General features: G+C 34.8%; 24 protein-coding genes and 1 riboswitch. Of the genes, 4 read left to right on the top strand and 20 right to left on the bottom strand.

Features of this window, described 5'->3' with window-relative positions; genetic code table 11:
* The first annotated feature begins 2 nt into the window (after positions 1 to 2).
* On the top strand, positions 3 to 581 hold the full coding sequence (locus tag EC501_RS11950; RefSeq protein WP_122972532.1) for a hypothetical protein: 579 nt from the start codon (positions 3 to 5) through the stop codon (positions 579 to 581).
* An 86-nt stretch (positions 582 to 667) separates the two neighbouring features.
* Here EC501_RS11950 and EC501_RS18725 read toward each other — a convergent pair whose 3' ends face one another.
* Entirely contained in the window at positions 668 to 796 is a 129-nt protein-coding gene (locus EC501_RS18725; RefSeq protein ID WP_263604292.1) for a hypothetical protein, read from the bottom strand.
* A gap of 497 nt (positions 797 to 1,293) precedes the next feature.
* Here EC501_RS18725 and EC501_RS11955 point away from each other — a divergent pair, with 497 nt between their 5' ends.
* A complete protein-coding gene (locus EC501_RS11955; protein WP_122972533.1) occupies positions 1,294 to 3,447 on the top strand; it encodes a sensor domain-containing phosphodiesterase in 2,154 nt (717 codons plus the stop codon).
* A gap of 90 nt (positions 3,448 to 3,537) precedes the next feature.
* Here EC501_RS11955 and EC501_RS11960 read toward each other — a convergent pair whose 3' ends face one another.
* Entirely contained in the window at positions 3,538 to 4,191 is a 654-nt protein-coding gene (locus EC501_RS11960) for an alpha/beta hydrolase (protein WP_122972534.1), read from the bottom strand.
* A 166-nt stretch (positions 4,192 to 4,357) separates the two neighbouring features.
* Here EC501_RS11960 and EC501_RS11965 point away from each other — a divergent pair, with 166 nt between their 5' ends.
* On the top strand, positions 4,358 to 5,740 hold the full coding sequence (locus EC501_RS11965) for an L-cystine transporter (protein ID WP_241559330.1): 1,383 nt from the start codon (positions 4,358 to 4,360) through the stop codon (positions 5,738 to 5,740).
* A gap of 46 nt (positions 5,741 to 5,786) precedes the next feature.
* On the opposite strand, the gene EC501_RS11970 is transcribed toward EC501_RS11965, so the two are convergent.
* From EC501_RS11970 to EC501_RS12020, 11 genes are all read right to left on the bottom strand, one after another.
* Positions 5,787 to 6,461: a hypothetical protein gene (locus EC501_RS11970; protein WP_122972535.1), complete on the bottom strand. Its 675-nt coding sequence runs from the start codon at positions 6,459 to 6,461 to the stop codon at positions 5,787 to 5,789.
* Positions 6,458 to 6,952 carry an ECF transporter S component family protein gene (locus EC501_RS11975; RefSeq protein WP_122972536.1) on the bottom strand — a complete coding sequence of 165 codons (495 nt, stop codon included), beginning with the start codon at positions 6,950 to 6,952 and terminating at the stop codon, positions 6,458 to 6,460. Before EC501_RS11975 ends, EC501_RS11970 begins: the two co-directional genes overlap by 4 nt.
* Positions 6,931 to 7,371 (bottom strand): bifunctional adenosylcobinamide kinase/adenosylcobinamide-phosphate guanylyltransferase, encoded by a 441-nt coding sequence (locus EC501_RS11980; RefSeq protein ID WP_122972537.1) that lies wholly within the window; start codon positions 7,369 to 7,371, stop codon positions 6,931 to 6,933. The genes EC501_RS11975 and EC501_RS11980 overlap by 22 nt, the downstream gene beginning before the upstream one ends.
* Positions 7,311 to 7,922, bottom strand: coding sequence for a histidine phosphatase family protein (locus EC501_RS11985; protein WP_122972538.1), 612 nt, complete (start codon positions 7,920 to 7,922; stop codon positions 7,311 to 7,313). Before EC501_RS11985 ends, EC501_RS11980 begins: the two co-directional genes overlap by 61 nt.
* Complete coding sequence (gene cobS, locus EC501_RS11990) at positions 7,895 to 8,668, bottom strand: adenosylcobinamide-GDP ribazoletransferase (protein ID WP_122972539.1); 774 nt, start codon at positions 8,666 to 8,668, stop codon at positions 7,895 to 7,897. The genes EC501_RS11985 and cobS overlap by 28 nt, the downstream gene beginning before the upstream one ends.
* A gap of 11 nt (positions 8,669 to 8,679) precedes the next feature.
* Positions 8,680 to 9,249 (bottom strand): bifunctional adenosylcobinamide kinase/adenosylcobinamide-phosphate guanylyltransferase, encoded by a 570-nt coding sequence (locus EC501_RS11995; RefSeq protein WP_122972540.1) that lies wholly within the window; start codon positions 9,247 to 9,249, stop codon positions 8,680 to 8,682.
* A gap of 132 nt (positions 9,250 to 9,381) precedes the next feature.
* Positions 9,382 to 10,335, bottom strand: coding sequence for an ABC transporter substrate-binding protein (locus tag EC501_RS12000; RefSeq protein ID WP_122972541.1), 954 nt, complete (start codon positions 10,333 to 10,335; stop codon positions 9,382 to 9,384).
* Between the two features lie 2 nt (positions 10,336 to 10,337).
* A complete protein-coding gene (locus EC501_RS12005; protein WP_122972542.1) occupies positions 10,338 to 10,886 on the bottom strand; it encodes a hypothetical protein in 549 nt (182 codons plus the stop codon).
* A gap of 149 nt (positions 10,887 to 11,035) precedes the next feature.
* Positions 11,036 to 11,212: riboswitch (cobalamin riboswitch) on the bottom strand.
* Between the two features lie 60 nt (positions 11,213 to 11,272).
* Positions 11,273 to 11,695: a Fur family transcriptional regulator gene (locus EC501_RS12010; protein ID WP_122972543.1), complete on the bottom strand. Its 423-nt coding sequence runs from the start codon at positions 11,693 to 11,695 to the stop codon at positions 11,273 to 11,275.
* On the bottom strand, positions 11,692 to 12,552 hold the full coding sequence (locus tag EC501_RS12015; RefSeq protein WP_122972544.1) for a metal ABC transporter permease: 861 nt from the start codon (positions 12,550 to 12,552) through the stop codon (positions 11,692 to 11,694). Before EC501_RS12015 ends, EC501_RS12010 begins: the two co-directional genes overlap by 4 nt.
* 14 nt (positions 12,553 to 12,566) lie before the next feature.
* Positions 12,567 to 13,313: a metal ABC transporter ATP-binding protein gene (locus tag EC501_RS12020; protein WP_122972545.1), complete on the bottom strand. Its 747-nt coding sequence runs from the start codon at positions 13,311 to 13,313 to the stop codon at positions 12,567 to 12,569.
* 148 nt (positions 13,314 to 13,461) lie between these two features.
* On the opposite strand from EC501_RS12020, the gene EC501_RS12025 reads away from it, so the two are divergent.
* On the top strand, positions 13,462 to 13,704 hold the full coding sequence (locus EC501_RS12025; RefSeq protein ID WP_122972546.1) for an endonuclease IV: 243 nt from the start codon (positions 13,462 to 13,464) through the stop codon (positions 13,702 to 13,704).
* Positions 13,705 to 13,734: 30 nt separating this feature from the next.
* Here the strand turns inward: EC501_RS12025 and dacB are convergent, their stop codons facing one another.
* The 7 genes from dacB to EC501_RS12060 all read right to left on the bottom strand — a co-directional run bounded on the left by dacB (position 13,735) and on the right by EC501_RS12060 (position 21,792).
* On the bottom strand, positions 13,735 to 15,162 hold the full coding sequence (gene dacB / locus EC501_RS12030) for a D-alanyl-D-alanine carboxypeptidase/D-alanyl-D-alanine endopeptidase (protein WP_122972547.1): 1,428 nt from the start codon (positions 15,160 to 15,162) through the stop codon (positions 13,735 to 13,737).
* 125 nt (positions 15,163 to 15,287) lie between these two features.
* Positions 15,288 to 16,175 carry a deoxyribonuclease IV gene (locus tag EC501_RS12035; RefSeq protein ID WP_122972548.1) on the bottom strand — a complete coding sequence of 296 codons (888 nt, stop codon included), beginning with the start codon at positions 16,173 to 16,175 and terminating at the stop codon, positions 15,288 to 15,290.
* Positions 16,176 to 16,191: 16 nt separating this feature from the next.
* On the bottom strand, positions 16,192 to 17,490 hold the full coding sequence (locus EC501_RS12040; protein WP_122972549.1) for a DEAD/DEAH box helicase: 1,299 nt from the start codon (positions 17,488 to 17,490) through the stop codon (positions 16,192 to 16,194).
* 168 nt (positions 17,491 to 17,658) lie between these two features.
* The gene (locus EC501_RS12045; RefSeq protein WP_122972550.1) at positions 17,659 to 18,627 is read right to left on the bottom strand and encodes a 4-hydroxy-3-methylbut-2-enyl diphosphate reductase; all 969 of its coding nucleotides are present in this window, start codon (positions 18,625 to 18,627) and stop codon (positions 17,659 to 17,661) included.
* Positions 18,628 to 18,719: 92 nt separating this feature from the next.
* Entirely contained in the window at positions 18,720 to 19,238 is a 519-nt protein-coding gene (gene vrrA, locus EC501_RS12050; RefSeq protein WP_158599707.1) for a VrrA/YqfQ family protein, read from the bottom strand.
* 145 nt (positions 19,239 to 19,383) lie between these two features.
* Positions 19,384 to 20,082: a response regulator gene (locus tag EC501_RS12055; RefSeq protein WP_122972552.1), complete on the bottom strand. Its 699-nt coding sequence runs from the start codon at positions 20,080 to 20,082 to the stop codon at positions 19,384 to 19,386.
* 111 nt (positions 20,083 to 20,193) lie between these two features.
* Entirely contained in the window at positions 20,194 to 21,792 is a 1,599-nt protein-coding gene (locus EC501_RS12060) for an ATP-binding protein (RefSeq protein WP_122972553.1), read from the bottom strand.
* Positions 21,793 to 21,868 lie beyond the last annotated feature (76 nt).

Genomic DNA, 21,868 nt, shown 5'->3' on the forward strand with positions numbered 1-21,868 from the left:
CTATGACGTTCAAGCAAAAACCCCGTTTCGGGATTGATATTGATGGTACTGTTACAACGCCAGACACATTGATACCTCATATTAATGAACAATATAAAACGAATATCGTGTTAGATGACGTGATTGAATATGACTTTTTAAGTGCATTTCCTTACCCCGTAGACCGTAACGAATTTTCTAAATGGTTTAAGGAAAATGAAGCATATATGTATTCCGTTAGTGCTATCGCAAAGGATGCTCAAGCTATTTTAACGAATTGGCAGAAACAATATGAACTTTATTACATCTCAGCTCGCCATTCAGACGTATATGATGTTACCCATAAATGGTTTATTGACAACAAAGTACCCTTTCATCATATTGAATTAATAGGTAGTCATGACAAACTTATGGTAGCAAAAAAGCATAATGTGGATGTATTTTTTGAGGATAAGCATGATAATGCCGTGATGCTTGCAGAGGAACTCAATATACCGGTATTATTATTCGATACACCTTATAATCGAAAGCCTATTCCAACAAATGTGATTAGAATTTCTAATTGGAAAGAAGCCAATCATTGGATTCAAAAACACTTTTAAAATAAGTTGTCCCAAAAGTTTCGATAACGACTCTTTTGGGACATTTATTTTGTATAAGTCTTTTCTTGAAGAAGATTACATGTCATCTATACTTCAAGTATTCCCCTCTCCCACCGGTCAACGAAGGTTTCAAACGAAATGCCAAAACGATTATAAATATCATGATAAACAAAATAAATGCCTAATCTCTCCAGTATATCATCGTCAATTTTCATTCTACCTTCCCTTCTAGCAAATATTCATAACACAGCCTGTCTACCACTTACAAAACAAACAAAGCTTTCATTAAAATAAAAATTAGAACGAAATTTGGACGATTGAAATATAAAAAATAAAATATATAAACTGGTAAAGAATAATTTTAATTTAAAATTGGATCAATGTTCATGTTACAAGTAACAAATTACTATTCCATTTAGCGCGACTATTTCATACTAAAACGATTGATTTGAGTCCATTTTATTCGATATACAGAAAGAATATGATAAAATTATAAATATACAAATTTATAATATTTGGAAATTATTATAAGATACTACAATCATTTACATAATTTTGTAAAGATATTTACAAATAATAGGAAAAATGCGAATAAAGTAGTGTATTTAATTCAATAAATATAATTTTTCAAACTATTAAAAAATAATTCTGCCCTAGTTCTAATAAATTTGATATACTTTTTTTATACATTTTTCACATCGGGGGAAAGCTCATGTACAATACGATAATGCCTCTTTCAAAGGATGAATTATTACCCTTTCTTTGCAGTATTAGTGAGCAGTATCATACAGGTATAGCAATCATCGATTTAGAAAAGAATGATTTTCCCTTTGTCTATGTTAATAGTGCTTTTTCAACATTGACTGGTTATCATAACGAAGAATTAATCGGTAAAAACATTCGCTCACTTAATGGAATTAAAACGAATTCTGTACTAGAAAAGAATCTTTATAATCAGTTTTCAAAAAAAGTTCCATTTGATCAAAACATCATCCATTATCATAAAGACGGCACAGCATTCTGGAATAACCTTTCTTATCAACCCATTAAAGATTCGAAGGGCACTATTACTTATGCCATGATTCATTGTAAGGATATAACGGAACAAATGTTAAGTAGAATGCTATCTAAACTAGAACATGAAGTTTATATCGAATTAGAAGAAAATGGTGAGCTTAAAGATATCCTTCAACTCATTACAGAAAAAGTAGAACGATTTTATATTCAAGATATCTATTGCGCGATTCACGTACTTCAACAAGATTATCAATTGGATGCTATTGCTAGCGGGACTCTCCCATTATCAATTATTCAATCTATCCATCATAAAAAAATAAGTGAACGGTTGCATTCTGACCAAAATTCAATTATAAAAGATCGTTTAACTGTTCAAGATGCAGAGACAAAAAATTTATTAAGCCAATACAATATTTCAACTTGTTGGTCAAAACCAATTTTTAATCACGAAAAAAAGTTACTTGGCTATTTTTCAATATACATAAAAAACAATTCTATATTAAGAGAAACAGACATGGATTTTTTAAATAAACTTACACCTATTATTGCCCTTTCTATGAAATATGTAGAACAAAAGCAAGATTTAAAACGGCTTGCCTATTTTGATATTAGTACCGGCATTCCTAATTTTAATTATTTTTATACTAATTTAGTAAATTGGCAACAGGAATCCATTGTAGGCTCTATTTTGTTAATTCAACCTAATGAATACTCTAGCATTGTCGATTCCTATGGAAGAAAATTTGGGGATGAATTAATTCGTCAAATAACCAGCCGACTAAAGTCAATGGACGGTATTAACAATGAAATTATTTTTGGACGATTCTCTAGCTCCTCCTTCATTTTAGGCATAAAACAAACGAATCAACATTTAAATGAATTAATATCAGATTTACTACAAGTGACATCTGTTCCTTTTACGATTGCAGGAAGAGAAATTTTTATAACCCTAAGAATTGGTGTTTCTTATTTCGATAAATCTTTATCGGTCGATGAAAGTATTCGCCGCGCAGATATCGCCTTAACAAATGCAAAAAATCATAATGTCGTCGTGTCCTATTTTGAAGCAGAGACGGATGAAAAAATTCAAAGGGAACTCGATATTTTAAATCAACTACGATACGGATTAAAAAATGAAGAATTTACAGTCTATTTGCAACCAAAAATTAATTTAGCTACTTCTGAGTTAGAAGGTTTTGAAGCTTTGGCAAGATGGAATTCCCCAGTATTAGGACAAGTTTCTCCCGTGGAATTTATACGGATTGCAGAGCAAAATGGTAAGATTAATGAAGTCGATAATATAATTTTGAAAAAAGTATTACAATTCCAAAATGAACGACTACAAAAGGGACAAAAAATTGTACCTATCGCCGTAAACATATCGCCCGTTCATTTTTATAGTGATACATTTGTAAATGATTTTATTTCATTAGTGAATAAATATAACATAAGCCCAGATCTAATTCAGGTTGAAGTAACAGAAAGTGTCGAACTATTTGATTATAAAAAGGCAAAGGAAATTCTGTTAGAATTAAAAAAATTAGGTTACGAAAGCGCGATTGATGATTTTGGTGTAGGATTTTCTTCATTAAGTTATTTACAACAGCTTCCTTTTTCTGAAATTAAAATCGACCGAAGTTTTATTAATGATATTAACGATGCCGATATGCATGCAGTTGTAAAAACAATCGTTCAACTTGCTTCCAATTTGAGAATGCATGTTGTAGCAGAAGGAATCGAAACGTCGGAACAGTATGCCATTTTACAAAAAATGGGTTGTTCTACAGGACAAGGCTTTTATTTCCACAAGCCAATGCCCCTTGAAGAGGCAGAAAAACTGCTATATTAAAATTTTTGTAATAAAAAATCTGCTACATTTCTATGGATTAGCGTCATCTAAACCAGAAGAAAAGAGCAGATTTTTTCATCTATAAATTTTTTAATTTACCGGATTGTTTAAGTCTTGAGCAATAAATTCCACTAAATCACGTAGATTGTCTTCTGTTACACCGTGACCATCTGGATATGTTTTATAGATAACTTCCGCACCTTGACTTTGGAAATAATTTTTGCTGCTTTCTCCCCACTGAATTGGGTATACGTAATCATATTCCCCGTGGGATATAAAGATTTTTGTACCAGCAAGCGGAGCTTTATTATATTCAGTGATGACAAAGTCAGGTAAAAACCCGCTTAATGCGACCGTTCCTCGTATCATTTTACCTAGTAAAAGGGTAAGGGTTTCCACTACAACAGCTCCTTGGTTAAATCCAATTAAATAGATTTTGTCCACATTAAGCTCATAATGTTCGATTGCCTCTAATATAAAATTTTGAGTGTACCCCATCATTTTATCAAAAACTTCTCGAGTTGGTTTCCCCTCTTCTTCAAATGTATAAAAGGCATATCCAGGTGAATGGGTAATTGGCCCTCTTAAACTAAAGATATGACAGTGGTCTTTTATTTCACCAACTAATTGTATTAAATCATCCTCATTGCTTCCTAATCCGTGAAATAAAAAGATGGCAGGTTGACGGCTGTCACCGTTATTCATCATAGGTGGTATATGTTTAAAAGTATATGGTGAATTCATATTTTCAATCCTTTCTCCAAACAAACGTCTATTCAACATTGTATCAAATATTGAATAAAAATGTTTCATTTTAAAGCAAATGTTCGGAATGATTCATCGTGCATAAAAATCTCGAAGTTCCCCAATATAAGCATACATGTAATTGGTTATTTAGGAGGAGGTACAGTTGACATTTATCATCTTTACTAATGTTGCTATTTTTATCGTGCTATTAGCATTCTTATATATTTTAAATAAAAAGCATGTTAAATTTTCCAATCGGGTATTTGCCGGATTAGGTTTAGGCATTCTTTTTGGGCTTGTTTTACAAGTTATATTTGGTGCGACATCGGACATAATTGCTGGATCAGTTGCGTGGTTTAATATTGTTGGTACCGGTTATGTAAAGCTACTTCAAATGGTTGCAATGCCACTTGTTTTCATTTCCATTTTATCTGCCTTTTCTAAATTAAAATTAGGAAGTAATCTCGGAAAAATCGCAGGTCTGATTTTATTATTATTAATTGGAACGACTGCAATTGCTTCAACAGTTGGAATCATTTCAGCTACTTTATTTGATTTAGACGCATCCCAATTAGTGCACGGTGAAGAAGAAAGGGAACGAGGCGCGACTTTAGAAGAAAAAGTAACAGAAGTTTCAACTTTACCTGAACAAATCGTAGAGTTAATACCTGCAAATCCATTTCTAGACTTAACGGGCGCCCGCTCCACTTCCACTATCGCTGTCGTAATTTTTGCTGCATTTTTAGGATTTTCTTATTTAAGAATTGTACGCAAAGAACGGGAAACATCCAAAACGATTAAAAAAGCAATTGATGGGATTTATTCATTAATAATGGGCGTTGTTACAATTGTTTTACGATTAACGCCATACGGAATAATGGCTATCATGGCTAGAACCGTTGCAACAAGCGACTTCGGTGCCATTTATAATTTAGGTAAATTTGTTATCGCCTCTTACATTGCCTTAATCACTGTATTTATTATTCATTTAATCATTATTTTACTTTCCGGTTTAAGTCCTATTATTTACATTAAAAAAGCGATGGAAACATTATTGTTCGCCTTTACTTCTCGCTCTAGTGCAGGTACGTTACCATTGAACTTGAAAACCCAAGTGGAACGTTTTGGGGTACCTGAAGGAATTGCAAACTTCGCCAGCTCCTTTGGATTATCAATTGGACAAAACGGTTGTGCAGGTGTATACCCTGCAATGCTTGCCATTATGATTGCCCCTACTGTCGGAATTGACCCATTAGATATACGATTTATTATTACAGTTATCGTTGTAGTAGCGATAAGTTCCTTCGGAGTCGCCGGTGTCGGTGGAGGAGCAACCTTTGCCGCGATTATCGTCCTTTCTGCCCTTGATTTACCCGTTGCTCTAGCCGGTGTTTTAATTTCCGTTGAACCATTAATTGATATGGGGCGTACTGCTTTAAATGTCAGTGGTTCAATGGTTGCTGGGATAACAACTTCAAGAATAACAGGTGAAATCAATAAGGACGTTTATAATAATCCGAAAATGAAAGAATTAGGTGAATCGTAGAAGACTTCCCTTCAACATTGCTTGAGGGGAAGTTTTTTTATTGTTATTACGTAATGATTAGTTTTTCATATGGTGTCGTTAATCGTTCATTTAAATGGTTCTCTTCATTTTTCTTCACGGCAACAATAACGGACGTTGATGGACCACTTGTTTTATGTAATGGAAGGGAGCATGTTACCTCTTTTCCCGGAAAAATTCTCTCTAGTTCTGCCTGGATTCCCTTCGATCCAACTGGCCATACTTGCTTTATAATTCCCCTTTTTAATAATTGATACAATTCCTTTAGTTTAGCAACATGTTTCTCTTCATCAATGACTTCTGGTCCAACTAAAGGCTTTCCTATTACATACCAGTCACAATTTTTAGTGTCCAGATCAAATTGAATCTTTCCAATCATCATTAAACTTAACCCAGATTGCAACGATTGAAAATTCGATTCTGTAGAGCCTTTTATAGGCGGCATCGTATCCTCTATTTCATCAAATGCCCTTTTAATCCCTTTTATGTAATCATCCCAAGCTGCATCACTTGTGAAATTGGCCATGAATATATTGGAAGGATGAGCCCCTGCACACCATTGCTCTATTAATGCAACACGAGTTGTGTAATAAGCCGTCACCTCATTTGTCGCATAGACTACATCCAATTGTTTTTCCCCAATACAGCCTGAATTGTCCATCGTCACTACTGTATTTTCGTCTACTTTACTTGCATTTCTCATTTATGTATCCTTCTTCCTTTTATAACTTTAGTTAAAATAGGCATTGTAACTATCGCAATGATTACATTTACTATAGTTGCAATGATTAAGCTAGGTAAAATACCGATAAAGAAAGATGGTGAGATAAGGAAATAGAAAGGAAAAGCAGAGAGAATGCCATTGGCAATAATTAAAAACATCCACTTCAAAACTTTAAATCCATTTTTATGTAAAAGATTAAATAAATAGACAATCACAAACATTTCTACTGCTATTAGCCCATGAAAAGGGCCAGAAGGGAATCCTGAAGTGATTGCTGTCGCGAGATGACCAATTGCACCAGCAAAACCCGAATATAATGGTGGTAGAAACACAACGCTAATAAAGGCTGGTGCAGAATCTAAAGCAGCGGACGTAATGATACCAGGTACTTTTATTAAACTGCCAATCCCACATAATGCAGCAATTAATGCCGTTAGAACAACAAGGGTTAAATGATGCTTTTTCTCCATGTCCAATCTTCACCTTTCAACAACTGTGGGATGCCATACCAAATTCGAATGACACTTTCACCTTCTGCAAATAATTTCTGATACAATCTTCCACATGTATCTCGTAATTTTCTCTCTTCTCTTTGAAGTGGAACAATGCCCCTTCCTATATCTGTACAAATACAAATAACATTTGTTTCTTTATCTAACTTCAATAGTTCATCGTAAATGCGAGCAGCAATTTGTTCTTCGTCTAAATCCATGTGCTGAAAAATAATTTTTTCAAAACTTCCAATGACAATAGCTTCATCTTTCGTATAGCTTCGCTCCGATGGAATATTTCCTTCAAAGAAATAATAGTTTTGAAGGGGACTATTTTTTAGTTTGTCGATGACAAATTTTCTTTTTCCATTATAGGCACCACCAATAATGATTCGCATCTTCTCCCCTCCTTCACATCTTCTATTTGAGCCCAACTTAATGTATAAATTGTTCTATGGGTAACAACAAGCTGTTGAAAGCTTTCAACCTTTGGAGAAAATAAGGATAAGATAGTCCGAATAACCCCACCGTGAACAATGAAAGTAAATTGTCCATTTTGACAAACAATTTGTTGAAAACTTTTAAGAACTCTTTTTTTAAAAGCCAAAAAGTTTTCACCATTTGGAGGCGTAATGACCGTTGGCTCTTCTATCCACGTTCGGTAGGTCGAATTTTCTTTTAATTGCTCATATGTTTTCATTTCAAAGTCGCCAAAATAAATTTCCCTTAAATTTTTATCGGAACGGTATTTTGCTTTAGGAAAATAAAGTTGAGCCGTCTCCATACACCGTTTTAAATCACTTCCAAACACTTCACTTGTTTGAATCGGAACATCAAAATGTTGTCTTTTTGTGATAATCGATTCATCCGTCCAACCAACATATTTTCTTTTTACATTTCCGTCTGTTTTTTCATGACGGATTAAATGAACAATAACACCATTCCCCATAGGAATACCTCCATCCCTTCGCATAAGGCACCTAATAAATCCCCCGTCATGCCTCCGAAATTTTTCATCGTCCATTTTCGGTAAATGAAAACAAACAGTACCATAGAGATAAATATTAGAAATGCTACATTGTTAAAAAGATAGAAAGTCAATGTGCAAAATAGGGCTGTATAGAGGATAAGGGCAATCCAAATCTTTTTCACATTCACTTTGGATTTAAAATAAACGGCCAATCCTTCTTCTTTCCCATTAGGGGTTGTTAAGAAAAATAGTAATAGAGCTATTCTACTTAAAAAAGGAATGACGAATAAAAACAACATAAAAATGCTATTTCCTTGATAAATAATTTCATATATAAAACCGACTTTTAAAAGGATTAAAACAAATAAACTGATGGCACCAAAGGCTCCTACACGGGAATCGTCCAAAATAGCAAGTCTTCTTTTTTGATCTTGGTAGGAAAAATAAGCATCGCTCATATCAATCCAACCATCTAAATGGAGACCGCCAGTCATAATAATTCCTGCTACTACTAGTATAATAGCCAATAACAAGGGGGAAAACTGAAAAAATGCATCGTTCAGTATTATTATAATGCTAAGGGAAGTTCCCATTAAAACACCTAATAACGGCAAAAAGTAAAACATGGCAGATATAGTTTTTTCATTCATACTCAACTGTTTACGAATAGGGAAAGAAGAAAAAAATTGAAATGATAATAGAAATCCAATCAAATGATGTTTCATAGTTCTCCTCCCTACTTCCAACGTTTCCTTAAACTATAGTCCATTTCGTATGCTTCGTCACACTTTTCAACAATCCATTGATGCATTTTCCCTAATAGGGAGCAATATCGATTCACTTCTGAAAACTTAGATTGAGCTTCATCCAATAATTCATTTGATACAAGCAATAAAATACAATCATTTACTTCTTTCCATTTTAGTACTTGTTCCTTTAACGCTTGTATATATCGGTTTATTTCATGTGTCCTTGCCTCTCCATTTAATAACTCCGTTTTATAGAGCACATTATTTAACCAAGTAGTAAGACAATCCCACACAACGATAGGATGTTCTGCAAACAACTCGTCATTAAATACTAAGTCATCTACAATTTCAATTGTTTCCCATTGAACGGAAGAGTTGAATCGATCTTGTTGATGACGTTTAATTCGTTCTGCCATCTCCTCATCAATTGCTACCCCAGATGCAATATAAAGTAGACGCTTTCGGTCATAGATTTGAAAAAGTTGCTTCGCATAACGTTCTGCGAAGGCACTTTTCCCACTACGAACACCGCCAGTAATAAAAATGATTTTCCCCATAAATAGCTCCTCGAAAAAATTCACAAAATAAATACGTTCTTTCCCTTATTAACCATATCAAATAAAATAAAAAAAATCTGCTATCTTTCTACGGCTAAGCATCGTAGTCATCAAGCAGATTTATTTACTTAATTATTCATTAAATAATTCTGGGTAAATCGTTTGGGCAATCATTTCAACTGCTTCACCGATACGTGGTCCTGGACGATCCATAATATCCGCATTTAATAGATACACTTCTTTATTTTGAACTGCTGAAATTGTAGACCATCCTTCTCTAGCTAATATTTCACCCTTTGGATCTTCTATATAATTTACCGTCGAAACAATCGCTTCAGGATTTCTTGTAATTAGATCTTCTTCTGTTACTGCAAACCATCCTTGTTGATCAGCATAAATATTTTCCACACCTGCTGCCTCAATCATTTCTTGTTGGAATGTACCAGAACCGATAGACCAAATGTCTGGAGCTGGTGAAATTTCAAAATAAACTTTTTTCTTTTGTTCAATCGACTTTGTTTTTTCTTGAACAGCTGCAATTTGAGATTGAATATCTTCTACAACTTGTTTTCCTTCTTCTTCCACTCCCATTACTTCAGCCATTTGTTCGATATCACCATAAACATCGTTAATAGAAGTTGCTGATTGAATAACGAATACTTTAAGTCCTGCGCTTTCCAATTGGTCAATTTGAGCTTCTTCTCCAGTTGTATAAGCAAATACGACATCTGGATTTAATTCAATAATACGTTCAGTATTTACCGTCATGGAATCTGTTACACGTTCGATTTTTAAAGCTTCCTCCGGATATGTATCATATTCCGATGCTCCAATAATTTGATCCCCTACACCTAGCTCGAATAAAATTTCTGTATTACTTGGTTGTAGAGAAACGATTTTTTCAGGGACTTCTTCAAAAGTTACTTCTTGTCCACGGTCATCTACTACTGTATAGGGACCACTTTCTTCCGTACTGTTTGTTTTTGAATCTGTATCATTCGTTGCTTTTTGTTCCCCATCAGAACAACCAACTAATAGCAATGAGATGGCAAGTGGTGCCATCCACTTCTTGTTGAAAAATTTCATCGTCACACTTCCTCTTTTTTTCTTTTTTTATTAGGATAGGATTTACTTATAAATGGGACTTCTTCAATACCATGCATTTTATTTGTATAAACAGCCATGACAAAAAATACATTGGCTAGTAGCCCTAAATAATTAAATAGTATTTCCGGTACTTCCCTCTCCTCACTTACTTTATGAAGAGCCCGGTAAGATTTTTTCGCTTCGCTACGACAAATATGTAAAAATGTTGCAGCTAGACACCCCTGAGGCAGTAAAAATTGCTTTATCTCTTCCCCCACTTGTTCAACATAAAAATCATATCGACTGCTTAACCAACTTAAATCTTCTTCTGTTACCGATAACTTCCCACGAACTGATCCATTTACGTGATAGGCCATCGGATGGAGTTTGTGCAAATCATCTAAAACAACTCGGCAATTCTCCTCTTCTTGCAACAAAGGCAATACTACCCCTATTTTTGTTGTAAGAGAATCAGTTCGAATCTCGAAGTCAACTAGACAACTTTTCTCCCTCATAAATGGATAACAGCTGTAACGGCTATCTTTTCGAATAGGAACACCCCTTTCTTAGTGATAACATCCCTTCGGATAGGAAAGCATGGCAATAAAAAAGCCAACCGAGAACGGATGGCATAAATTACAATATAGAACAAAAAAATTATAAAATAATGCCGCACATTCTCTTTAGTTCCGAAGAGGTTTGTTACGATCAGAAAAAGATAGGTCTCCTGGCTCGTGTTTATCGTTTCAAGAGCCTTCCCATCCCTTTAGACAGTGGCATTTTCTTGAAACAAACACATACAGTTGCGGACACAGCTTCGGCATCTCACCGAATTCCCTATTAAGCGTATCATCGCATCTTTTTCCTGCAAACGTATTCACTTAATTGCAATGTATCATATTTTCCCAAATAAATGAACAGTAATTTTTAAAGGAAGTTAAACGGTTTCATGTACACAATTTTGGCATTTCCCGTAAATCTCAAATTTATGGGATTCGATCGCACAATCTGGCAATTTCTCTTGTATCATTTCCATTGGACAAACAGATATTTCCTTCACTTTTCCACACTCCATACATATAAAATGATGATGATGGTGTTCTGATTCACAATGCATTCGGAAATTTCTTTCGCCATTTAGCTCGGTTTCTTCTAATATGCCAAGATTAACAAAAGTAGCTAAATTTCGGTAAATTGTATCAAAACTCATTCCCGGGAAATCCTTTTTCAATACAGAAAGGAGATCTCGAGCAGTTAAATACTTATCCGTATCTTCAAACATATTCAAAATTAGCTCACGTTTATCTGTTTTTTTATAACCGTTATCTTTTAAAATTTCCCATGCTCTCGTAATATTCATTTAACTGCTCCCCTTCCTTGCTTTAAATGTAGAATGATCTTTTTTGTTATTATAACAATTAATAGGATAAGTATAGAAGTAACAACAATCGTTCCACCGGGTGCTAGGTTTAAATAAAAGGCACTGACCAATCCGATAATCACAGCAGCTTCCCCAAACAAAATGGAATAAATGATTGTTTGTTTAAAGCCCCGTGCTATTCGCATACTTGCCGCAACTGGAAGAGTAATTAAAGAAGAAACTAATAGTATACCGACAATTCGCATACTTGCTGCGATGACTAACGCCACAACAATCATAAATAAAAAGTGAATCCATTTTGCGGGTAGGCCACTCGCATTGGCATATTCCTCATCAAAGGATAAAACGAACATTTCTTTGAAAAAAGCAAATAAAAATAAAAAGACAACGATCGCAATACCGATGACAACCCATAAATCTTGTCTAGAAACAGCCGAAACAGAGCCAAATAAATAGCTCATTAAATCTGTATTAAAGCCACTAGCTAATGAAATAAAAATGGCGCTAAGACCAATTCCCCCCGACATAATAATCGGTATGGCAAGCTCTTCATAATGTTTATAAAGTCTACGTAATCGTTCAATTAAAATGGATCCACTAACCGATGCAATAATTCCTAAATAAATTGGATTTAATAATGCAAAGGCAGTGAAAGTTTGACTTAAATATAAACTTCCTGCAATTCCCGCTAATGTCACATGGGACAATGCATCCGCAATAAGGGACATTCTTCTTACAACAATAAATACACCTAATACCGGTGCAATCACTCCAATAATTAGCCCTGAGAAAAAGGCATTTTGTAAAAATTCATAGTTTAAAATTGCTTCAATCATTTGCCTTCTCCTCTTTAATGAATCTTTCGAACCGCATGGCCATACCAATTATCCAATTGATTTTGTGAAATCGTATCAAAATCCTCTTTATATCCATGGAAATGGATCGTTTGGTTTAAACAAGCTACATGGCTAATACGGTTGGAAACGGTATCGACATCATGGGTAACTAAAATAATTGTTTTATTTTGTTCCTCGTTTAAAGTTGCTAACATATCATAAAATGATTGGACATTTTCATGATCGATTCCGACAGTCGGTTCATCTAAAATTAAAATTTTCGGGTTAGAAATCAATGCTCTAGCAATAAACACCCGTTGTTGTTGACCACCTGAAAGTTGGCCGATATTACGGGAGCGGAACGCTTCCATTCCAACGGATTTCAATGCTTCCTCTACTTTTAAGTCAACATCTTTTGGCATTCGTTTAAATAACCCAACTTTTTTTGTTAATCCACTTTTTACGACTTCTTCTACTGTTGCTGGGAAGCCTGAATTAAATGCATTGGATTTTTGAGAAACATAGCCAATCCATTCCCTTTGACGAAAGGCATCAATGGGTTGCCCGAACAATTGAATTTCTCCTGTCATCGGTTTCAATAATCCTAGCAATAATTTTAATAGAGTGGATTTACCTGAACCATTCGGACCAAGTATCGCCAGAAATGCCCCTTCATCCACTTTAAACGATATGTTTTTTAATACTTGTGTATATTCATATTGAAAAGACACGTTTTTCATTTCAATCAATGTTTGACTCATTTTTCCTCTTCTTTCTAATTCATAATCATTACGATTTACAATTTGTTAGTATAGTCTATTCATTGCTAAATGTAAAGGGAACAATCTTAAAAAGAAATACAAAGATCCCTTTAACGAATACATCCATTATTAGAAAGGAATGTCATCTTTGAAACAAGTTGAATTTATTGAACAGTTTTTAACAAAATCGGATAAAGAGATTGTGAAATTCGCAAGACAATACGATATTGATTTAACCTTGGAGGAAGTGCAACGTTTAAGACCGCTTTCCCAAAAAGCTTCTATTACATGGCTTATTACAGGTATCCCCAACTCTTTTTTAAAGGAAGTCGAAAGTATTATTGGAAAGAAAAAATTAAAAAAACTTCTAAAATATTTAGAGAACTATTGAAAAAGAGAGGTTTCCAAATGGGAACCTCTCTTAATAATCCTTAATGATTTGTTTCACGACTTCATCAATAGCAGAAAGCATAACGGCTGTTTGATGTTGGGTCATAATTGCAAAGGCATATGTTTTCCCACTATTTGCTTTGACATATCCAGCTAACGTATAGACACCTGTAATGTGTCCCGTTTTGGCAATGACACGATTTTCGTATATCCCTTCGTTAAATCGATTTTTTAAAGATCCCCCAATTAATCGATCGGATTGTCCCCCAATTGGTAAACTTTTATATAAAATGTTAAACTGGGGTTCCATTTGAATATTCGTTAACAAATGGGTTAATTCGTTCGCTGATACGCGATTATTATGGGACATGCCCGAACCGTCTTCTAACGTCCATTGTTCCATATCGAGTCCTAGTAGCGCACCGTATTCTTGTAGTGCTTTTATTCCCTCTTTAAGATGCCCCTTCCCATTCACTTCCCTACCTATTGTTTTCACTAAAATATCAGCAATACTATTATTACTTAATTTTAAAAAGGGAATCATTAAAGATTTTAATGATAACGAATGTTTAACAAATATCGTTTGAGCATCCTTTGGAACTTTATTACGCTTAATTTCTGTATTGTTTGAAAGGGTGATACCAAATTCCTCTAATGTTGTTTTTAAAACTTGTAATGTATTGATGGTCGGATCATAAAAGGTTACCCAATCTTTAAAAGTAGTATTAACCGGAATATTGCCAGTAATGATAATTTTATTTGTTCCATATTGCCGTTCAATTTCAATCGTGTTCCTTTGATTTTGTTGAACCGTTACAGCCTCATTTTGAATGTCCATTCCACTAACCTTTGGATCAGCCACAATGTTAGGGGGCCCACCGACTTTAGTTGGAGTGACATGAATAATCATCGTTCCTGCATCGTAATCATTATCCGGTGATAGTGTAAGGGCTGTAGTTCTTGCAGCAAAATAGTAGCTTTCATCTTCCTTCGAAATACCCGGCGTTAACTGTTCGCCAACAAATAACGAATCATCTCCATAAAGATTTCCATTAATTTGTTCAATTCCGTGATGCTTTAATATACTAGCAAAGGTTATAAAATCTTTCTTTTGAAGTGTAGGATCCCCTTCCCCTTTAATATAAACATCTCCATTGAACACATTTCCTTTTTGATTCCCATGAATCGAAAACTCTGTACGAAACCGATAATCAGAACCGAGCATATCGAGGGCTGCAGCTGCTGTTAACAATTTTAATGTGGAGGCAGGTTTCATAGCTACATCACCATTGTTGTCATATAGCAATTCTCCATTGTTTAAAGCCCTCAATGAAACACTTATATTTTCATTACCTAATTGGTTCAAAACTGTATTGTCTAAACTAGAGGCTTTTACTAAAGGAACATGATTTAAAAATAAGAACAACGCAACAATTGAAATTAGTAATTTCTTTTTCATCCATTCCTCCCATGGGTAATTGCAATAGAATTTTTACTTTTACTAGTTTATTCAATTGGACCTACTTCTAAGCTAAAGAATAAAAAAAGTAGATAACTTTATATGAAAAGTCATCTACTTTATAACTAACCTTTTAATGCTTCAATTTCTTCAGGTTTATAATTACCTGATCTTAACATTTCAATTTCAAATAAATAAGGGGCTTTTTTATTTTTTGAATCCGTTCCTACCCAAGGTGTTTCTAAAATTTTTGGAACATCTTTAAATTTTTCATGGTGAACAATGCGATGGAGGGCCTCAAATCCAATATGGCCAAAACCGATATTTTCATGGCGATCTTTTGCCGCTCCACATACATTTTTACTATCGTTTATATGAACAACTTTAATTCGATCAATACCAATTAATCGATCAAATTGCTCTAGTACACCGTCAAAGTCATTAATAATATCATAGCCTGCATCATGGGTATGACAAGTATCAAAACAAACGGATAGACGATCATTATTTTTTACTCCGTCAAATATTTGAGCTAATTCTTCAAAGGTTCTACCAATTTCAGAACCTTTTCCAGCCATCGTTTCCAGTGCGATTTGTACAGGATGATCCGTTGCCAATACTTCATTTAATCCTTCAATAATTTTCGCAATACCAGCTTCCGCTCCTGCACCGACATGGGCACCTGGATGTAACACAATTTGTGTTGCACCGATCGCAGCAGTACGTTCAATTTCCTTTTGCAAAAACTCTACGCCTAATGCAAAAGTTTCAGGTTTTGTCGTATTCGCAATATTGATAATATATGGTGCATGAACAACAATATTGGAAAGACCATGTTCCTTCATATGTGCTAGTCCTGCTTCTATATTTAATTCTTCAATCGGTTTACGGCGAGTGTTTTGAGGTGCACCAGTATAAATCATAAAGGTTGATGCACCATAAGAGGCAGCTTCTTTACTTGATGCAAGAAGCATCTCTTTTCCACTCATTGAAACGTGTGAACCTATCAACATTCTCAAATTCCTCCTATTACTTCATACGATTGCGCTTTTTACGCTCTTTCTTTTTAATTTTTTCCATTTCCCAACGCATATTTCGTTTATATCCTGGTTTTACTTTTTTCGGTTTACGAACACGAGCTTTTGCTATAACGTCTATTTCATTTTCATGCTTCACACGATTTTTTCGAGCATGGCGTTCTTTTAGTTCGATCCATTCCCCATTTTTCACATCTTTTTGAACGAATGGGATACCCATTTTTTCAACTCGTACTAATGCATCTTCATCTTCTGGTTCAAATAACGTAATAGCAGTTCCTTTATTTCCTGCACGCGCTGTTCGACCAACTCGATGAATAAAGAATTCAAGATCTTCAGGAATTTCGTAGTTGATGACATGGGAGATTCCTTGGATATCAATACCCCGCGCTGCTAAATCAGTCGCAACTATATATTGAAATTCTAAATCACGAATTTGTTTCATCATTTTTTTACGGTCCCGTGGACTTAAATCTCCATGAATTTGACCAGCACGGATCCCTTGTTCTGCTAAATAGCTAGCAACAGATTCTGCATTTTTTCTCGTATTACAAAAAATCACAGCTAAAAACGGATTAATTGCTTCAATTACTTCCATCAATCGGCGATTTTTCGATTTCGAGCGAACGGGAACGAGGATAAAATCAATTCCTTCTGCTGCCGGTTTTTTATCATTCATTTGGATATGGACTGGCGACTCCATATATTTCTTCAAGAAAGGTTGTAATTTTGCGGGAATTGTCGCAGAAAATACAAACATTTCTAGATCTTCCGGCATATGGGTTGCAAATCCATCAATATCTTCAATGAATCCCATATCAAAGGCAAGGTCAGCTTCATCTACTACTAATATTGGAGCAGTATGAACTAGTAGTGCACCTTCCTTCACTAAATCACGAATTCGACCTGGTGTACCGACAACAATATGAGGCTGTGTTTTTAACTTATCAATTGTCCGTTGTTTATCTGTACCACCAATAATTAGTTTTGCTTGAATATCCGTTTCTTCAATTAACTGATTCAATGCATCAAAAATTTGTTGGGCAAGCTCCCTCGTTGGAGAAGTGATAACCGCTTGCACCTCTTGCTTTTCTTCATTAATGCGTTGGACAATCGGTAATAGAAAACTGTGGGTTTTACCTGTTCCCGTATGGGCTTGTCCAATTGCACTTTTCCCTTTCAAAATAAGAGGTATCATCTCTTTTTGAATAGGAGTTGGTTCTTCAAAGCCAAGTTTTGCAATTGCTTCTCTTAAAAATGGCTTAAAATCATAATCTGAGTACTTCGACATTTTTCGTACCTCCTAACATGTTTCATATTGTACCATTTTGGAAATGCAAAGCACAACAAAACAACTGTTCATCCCAATAATATCAAGGCTTTTTGAATATTTAATATATTCATAGGGCAGGAAAATAAAAAAATCAGGATATTCATCCTGATTTTTTAAAGTTCATTATTAATAAGGCATTATTTTATCAACTGGTTTTGGTTCTTTGATTTTTGGTAAAATTTTATTTAACGTAACGGTTCTTTTAATTTCATGGGTTGAAGGATCTTCTGGATTATATTTCTCCAAGAAGGTGATCACTTCTTTTACAATCGGTGTTGGTGTTGATGCACCAGCAGTAACTGCCACTGTTTCAATCCCCTCTAACCACTCTAACTTCAATTCTGATAAATCAGCAATTCGATAGGAAGGTGTATTGGCAATTTCTTCAGAAACTTGCGTTAAACGGTTCGAGTTATTGGATTTCGGATCCCCTACTACGATTAATAAATCTGCAGCACCTGCTTGCTCTGCTACCGCTTCTTGACGAACTTGTGTAGCAAGACAAATTTCTTCATGTACTTGTATGTGGGGATATTTTTGTTTTAAATAATCCATAGCCGCTTTCACGTCCCATTGACTCATTGTCGTTTGGTTCGTTACAAGCAATTTATCGTTATCTAATTGTAAATTATCTATATCTTCCATCGTTTGCACTAAATGTACATGGTCTGGAGCAACTCCAATTGCCCCTTCTGGTTCGGGATGCCCTTTTTTACCAATGTAAATAATATCATAACCTTCTGCTGATTTTTCACGAATTAAATCGTGGGTCACTGTTACGTCCGGACAAGTCGCATCAATGGAAACTAATCCTTTTCTTCTAGCAATCTCACGAATTTCTGGAGAAACACCATGGGCCGTAAAGATGACGGTACCCGTTTCAACTTTTTCGATAATTTCTTTTCGATTTTCCCCATCTAATGTAATAATACCTTCTTCTTTAAATGCATCTGTCACATGTTTATTGTGTACGATCATTCCTAATATATAAATTGGTCTAGGTAATGTTTTATCTAATGAGGCATTACGGGCAATAACCATCGCATCTACAACCCCGTAACAGTAACCTCTTGGATTTATTTTAATGACTTGCATTATGTCACTCCTTTTGTTGGTACATAGTTTTATTATACCGGAGCAACACGTTTAATACAAAACTTCCAACTAATCTTTTCTATTTTTAAGTATTAAAAATCATATGGCGGTTGATAAATAAGAGGTTTCGATGGACGGGTTGCAAGTTTTTCTGGACTTACTTTTTTGGATCGGCTTGACGTTGAAATAGAATCAAAGGAATCTCTTTTACTACCTTTTCTTTCTTGCTTTGGCTCTGTCTCATTTGAACTAGGCATACTTTGGAAACCTTTATATAATTTCCATAGGGCAGGTAAATTTCTAATCATCGGTGTAGCTTGTTGGATTAATGGTTGGAAAGATTGGGCAGTAGCTAAGAATTTATTTGCTGTATCCATAAACGACTCTAATTTCGGTGTTGACGTTTTTGGTGCAAAACCTGGAATAGTTCCAGAGCCAAGTCCGGGGCCAGGCATAGGTCCAGGTGGTGGCATCATTCCCGGTTGGAATCCACGGGGCATTTGCTGACCAAAGTTTGGCATTGGCCCACGTCCAGGACCAGGCATAGGTCCAGGGAAATGATTAAAGGGACGACCTTGTGGCACTTGTTGATAGAAACTTTGAGGACGCATAGTAATCTCCTTTCCGGCATCTTTTAACGAAAGTTGTTCTAAAGGTATCATATGCAAATAGGCTTTTAAATGTACAATTTCAATAGATTTATCAAAAAGAAAAGTGTATTCGCAATAAATGCAAAATACACTTCAAAACATAATATTAAATAAAATAATGATTAATCGGTCTTCCTACTCCACCGTAATGAACATCCACTTTAATAAAGTTTTGTTTTTCCAGAAAATCTAAATATCTTCTAGCAGTTACACGGGCTACCCCAATGCCCGAAGCTACCTCATCCGCTGATACCCCTTCTTTGGAATCCTTCACATATTTTAATACTTTATCAAGGGTAGAACGGTTAAACCCCTTCGGAAGCTCAGTTAAAATAGAAATTTCATTTTCAACGGACTCCTCGATTTCACGATAAGGATGAATCATTTCATCCAGTTCTTTTTGGGTTAAATCGTGTACTTCTTCCGCTTTCACCTTAAATTTAAAGTAATTTAGTAGCGTTTGTTGCATTCGTTCAAATGTAAAAGGCTTCATAATATAATCATAGACGCCTAAATGTAAAATTTGTTGAATCGTTTGCATATCATTGGCTGCTGTTACTGTTATTACATCAACAGGTATGTTAGCGCTCCGAATTTTGCGCAAAGTGATAAGCCCATCTTGTTCAGGCATAAAAATATCCATAATTACTAAATCGGGTCTTAATTCTTCTATTTTTTTATATCCTTCAATTCCATTGTTGCCCATTGCAACCACTTTAAAACCATCTACTCGCTCAATAAATTGTCGATTTACTTCTCTTACCATTGGGTCATCTTCTACGAGCAAAACTTTTATCAAGTTCAAACATGGTCCCTCCTAAATTAGTGCCCATTTTCATTTTTTTTACGTCTACTAGGTGCTCCCCATTTCAAGTTTGAATTGAAACTTAAGGATTAAGCTGCTACGTCTTCACATTTATATTTCAAATGTAATAACGAAAGTTGTTCCTTTTTTTGGTTCACTCGTAACATCAATTGTACCATTTCCTTTATCGACAATTTCCTTCACTAAAAATAAACCAATTCCTCTATTTTCCCTATCCTTTGTTGAAAATCCACTTTCAAATATGCGAGCCTTTACTTCTTCTGTCATACCAATACCATTATCGCTTACTAAGATCGCAAGTATGCCATCATTGTCATCAATAGAAATATGAATCTCTTTCTCTTTTTTATCAATAGCTACTAATGAATCAAAGGCATTTTCAATTAAATTCCCAAATAATACGACAAAATCATGATGATCTAGTTTCTCTGGAAATTGGGTAAACTTACTTTCCTTATCAATATTAACCGTGATACCAAGTTCTCTACCACGACTTATTTTACTTAATAATAAACCAGAAATATTTTCATTGTAGATTCGTTCGTTTAAAAATTTCGTAACATTGTCGTGTTCATCCTTCACTTGGGACAAATAAGCTAACGCTTGTTGAGAGTGCCCTAGATGTAGAAGTCCAGCAATTGTATGTAATTTGTTTTTATACTCATGGGTTTGGACACGTAATGCTTGTACAAAGGCTTTAACACCTGTTAGTTCTTCCGCAAGCTGTTTAAAAGCTGTTAAATCTTTAAACACTGCGACAGCTCCAACCGTTTCTTCATTAACGAGAATAGGGATTCGATTACTAATAATACTATGTTCATTCACATAGATTTCCTGGTCATAAACCGGTTTTCCTGTAAAAACGATTTCAGGCAATCTCGTGTCAGGTAAAACGTCATATATATTGCGTCCTAAATATTGGAATGGATCTCCACCAACCCCTAATATTTCACAAGCCTTCTTATTAAAGATCGTAATATTTAACTCTTTATCCACAGCGATAATTCCTTCGTGCATGGCATTGAATGTTTCCGTTCTTTCCACATACATTTTAGAAATTTCATGGGGCTCTAATCCGAACATTTGCTTCTTAATATGGCGACCAAGAGTATGGGCCCCCCATACACTAAACAAGATTGATAATGATAACGTTACAATAAATTCTGACTGATAATCAGCAACTATTTGAAGATAGGATGGTAGTAAGTAACCGACTAATACGACTCCAATTTGAATATTTAGTTCATTCATAATTGGGACAAAGGCACGAATCATCGTACCTTCCTCCCCCTTCGCCTTTGATAAATAGTAATGCTCAGCAAAGGCTGCATCCATATCGGTCGATTCACTAACTTGTCCTATTTCATTTTTTGATGGATGGGAATACTTTACTCGATTCATATCCATAACGACGATGTAATCTGCTTTGTTGATATAACGTATTTCACCGATAATTTCATTGATTTTTTTTGATGAATCTTGAAAATTTTCCCTTTGTAATAATGTTTTAATCTCTGGTAAATTCGCTACCGTTCTACTAACAAGCATAGCTTCTTGACCAATGTCTTCTTCTTTTTCTTGAAATAAGCTTCCGATAACGAAAGTCCCTGCTATTAAAAAGGAAAAGGCTATAATGAAAAACGTTAAAAACATAATTTTTTTATTCATTGATAATTTACGTTTTCTCATCAAATACCCCCCTTTAATTTTCACTGTCCTATTGGCATTCTTTATGTTTATAATGATTTATATTTATTCTACAATA

The sequence above is a fragment of the Lysinibacillus halotolerans genome, from assembly GCF_003711845.1.
Taxonomy (GTDB): Bacteria; Bacillota; Bacilli; order Bacillales_A; family Planococcaceae; genus Ureibacillus; species Ureibacillus halotolerans.

Coding starts and splice junctions, on each gene's coding strand:
- EC501_RS12020 (WP_122972545.1), bottom strand. CDS start 13,313: ATGAGTCAAACATTGATTGAAATGAAAAACGTGTCTTTTCAATATGAA.
- EC501_RS12040 (WP_122972549.1), bottom strand. CDS start 17,490: ATGTCGAAGTACTCAGATTATGATTTTAAGCCATTTTTAAGAGAAGCA.
- EC501_RS12060 (WP_122972553.1), bottom strand. CDS start 21,792: ATGAGAAAACGTAAATTATCAATGAATAAAAAAATTATGTTTTTAACG.
- EC501_RS11980 (WP_122972537.1), bottom strand. CDS start 7,371: ATGCGAATCATTATTGGTGGTGCCTATAATGGAAAAAGAAAATTTGTC.
- EC501_RS18725 (WP_263604292.1), bottom strand. CDS start 796: ATGAAAATTGACGATGATATACTGGAGAGATTAGGCATTTATTTTGTT.
- EC501_RS11970 (WP_122972535.1), bottom strand. CDS start 6,461: ATGAGAAATGCAAGTAAAGTAGACGAAAATACAGTAGTGACGATGGAC.
- EC501_RS11960 (WP_122972534.1), bottom strand. CDS start 4,191: ATGAATTCACCATATACTTTTAAACATATACCACCTATGATGAATAAC.
- EC501_RS11950 (WP_122972532.1), top strand. CDS start 3: ATGACGTTCAAGCAAAAACCCCGTTTCGGGATTGATATTGATGGTACT.
- EC501_RS12015 (WP_122972544.1), bottom strand. CDS start 12,552: ATGATTGAAGCAATTTTAAACTATGAATTTTTACAAAATGCCTTTTTC.
- cobS (WP_122972539.1), bottom strand. CDS start 8,668: ATGAAACATCATTTGATTGGATTTCTATTATCATTTCAATTTTTTTCT.
- vrrA (WP_158599707.1), bottom strand. CDS start 19,238: ATGCGTCCTCAAAGTTTCTATCAACAAGTGCCACAAGGTCGTCCCTTT.
- EC501_RS12045 (WP_122972550.1), bottom strand. CDS start 18,627: ATGCAAGTCATTAAAATAAATCCAAGAGGTTACTGTTACGGGGTTGTA.
- EC501_RS12035 (WP_122972548.1), bottom strand. CDS start 16,175: ATGTTGATAGGTTCACACGTTTCAATGAGTGGAAAAGAGATGCTTCTT.
- EC501_RS11995 (WP_122972540.1), bottom strand. CDS start 9,249: ATGGGGAAAATCATTTTTATTACTGGCGGTGTTCGTAGTGGGAAAAGT.
- EC501_RS11985 (WP_122972538.1), bottom strand. CDS start 7,922: ATGGGGAATGGTGTTATTGTTCATTTAATCCGTCATGAAAAAACAGAC.
- EC501_RS12010 (WP_122972543.1), bottom strand. CDS start 11,695: ATGAATATTACGAGAGCATGGGAAATTTTAAAAGATAACGGTTATAAA.
- EC501_RS11975 (WP_122972536.1), bottom strand. CDS start 6,952: ATGGAGAAAAAGCATCATTTAACCCTTGTTGTTCTAACGGCATTAATT.
- EC501_RS11955 (WP_122972533.1), top strand. CDS start 1,294: ATGTACAATACGATAATGCCTCTTTCAAAGGATGAATTATTACCCTTT.
- dacB (WP_122972547.1), bottom strand. CDS start 15,162: ATGAAAAAGAAATTACTAATTTCAATTGTTGCGTTGTTCTTATTTTTA.
- EC501_RS12000 (WP_122972541.1), bottom strand. CDS start 10,335: ATGAAATTTTTCAACAAGAAGTGGATGGCACCACTTGCCATCTCATTG.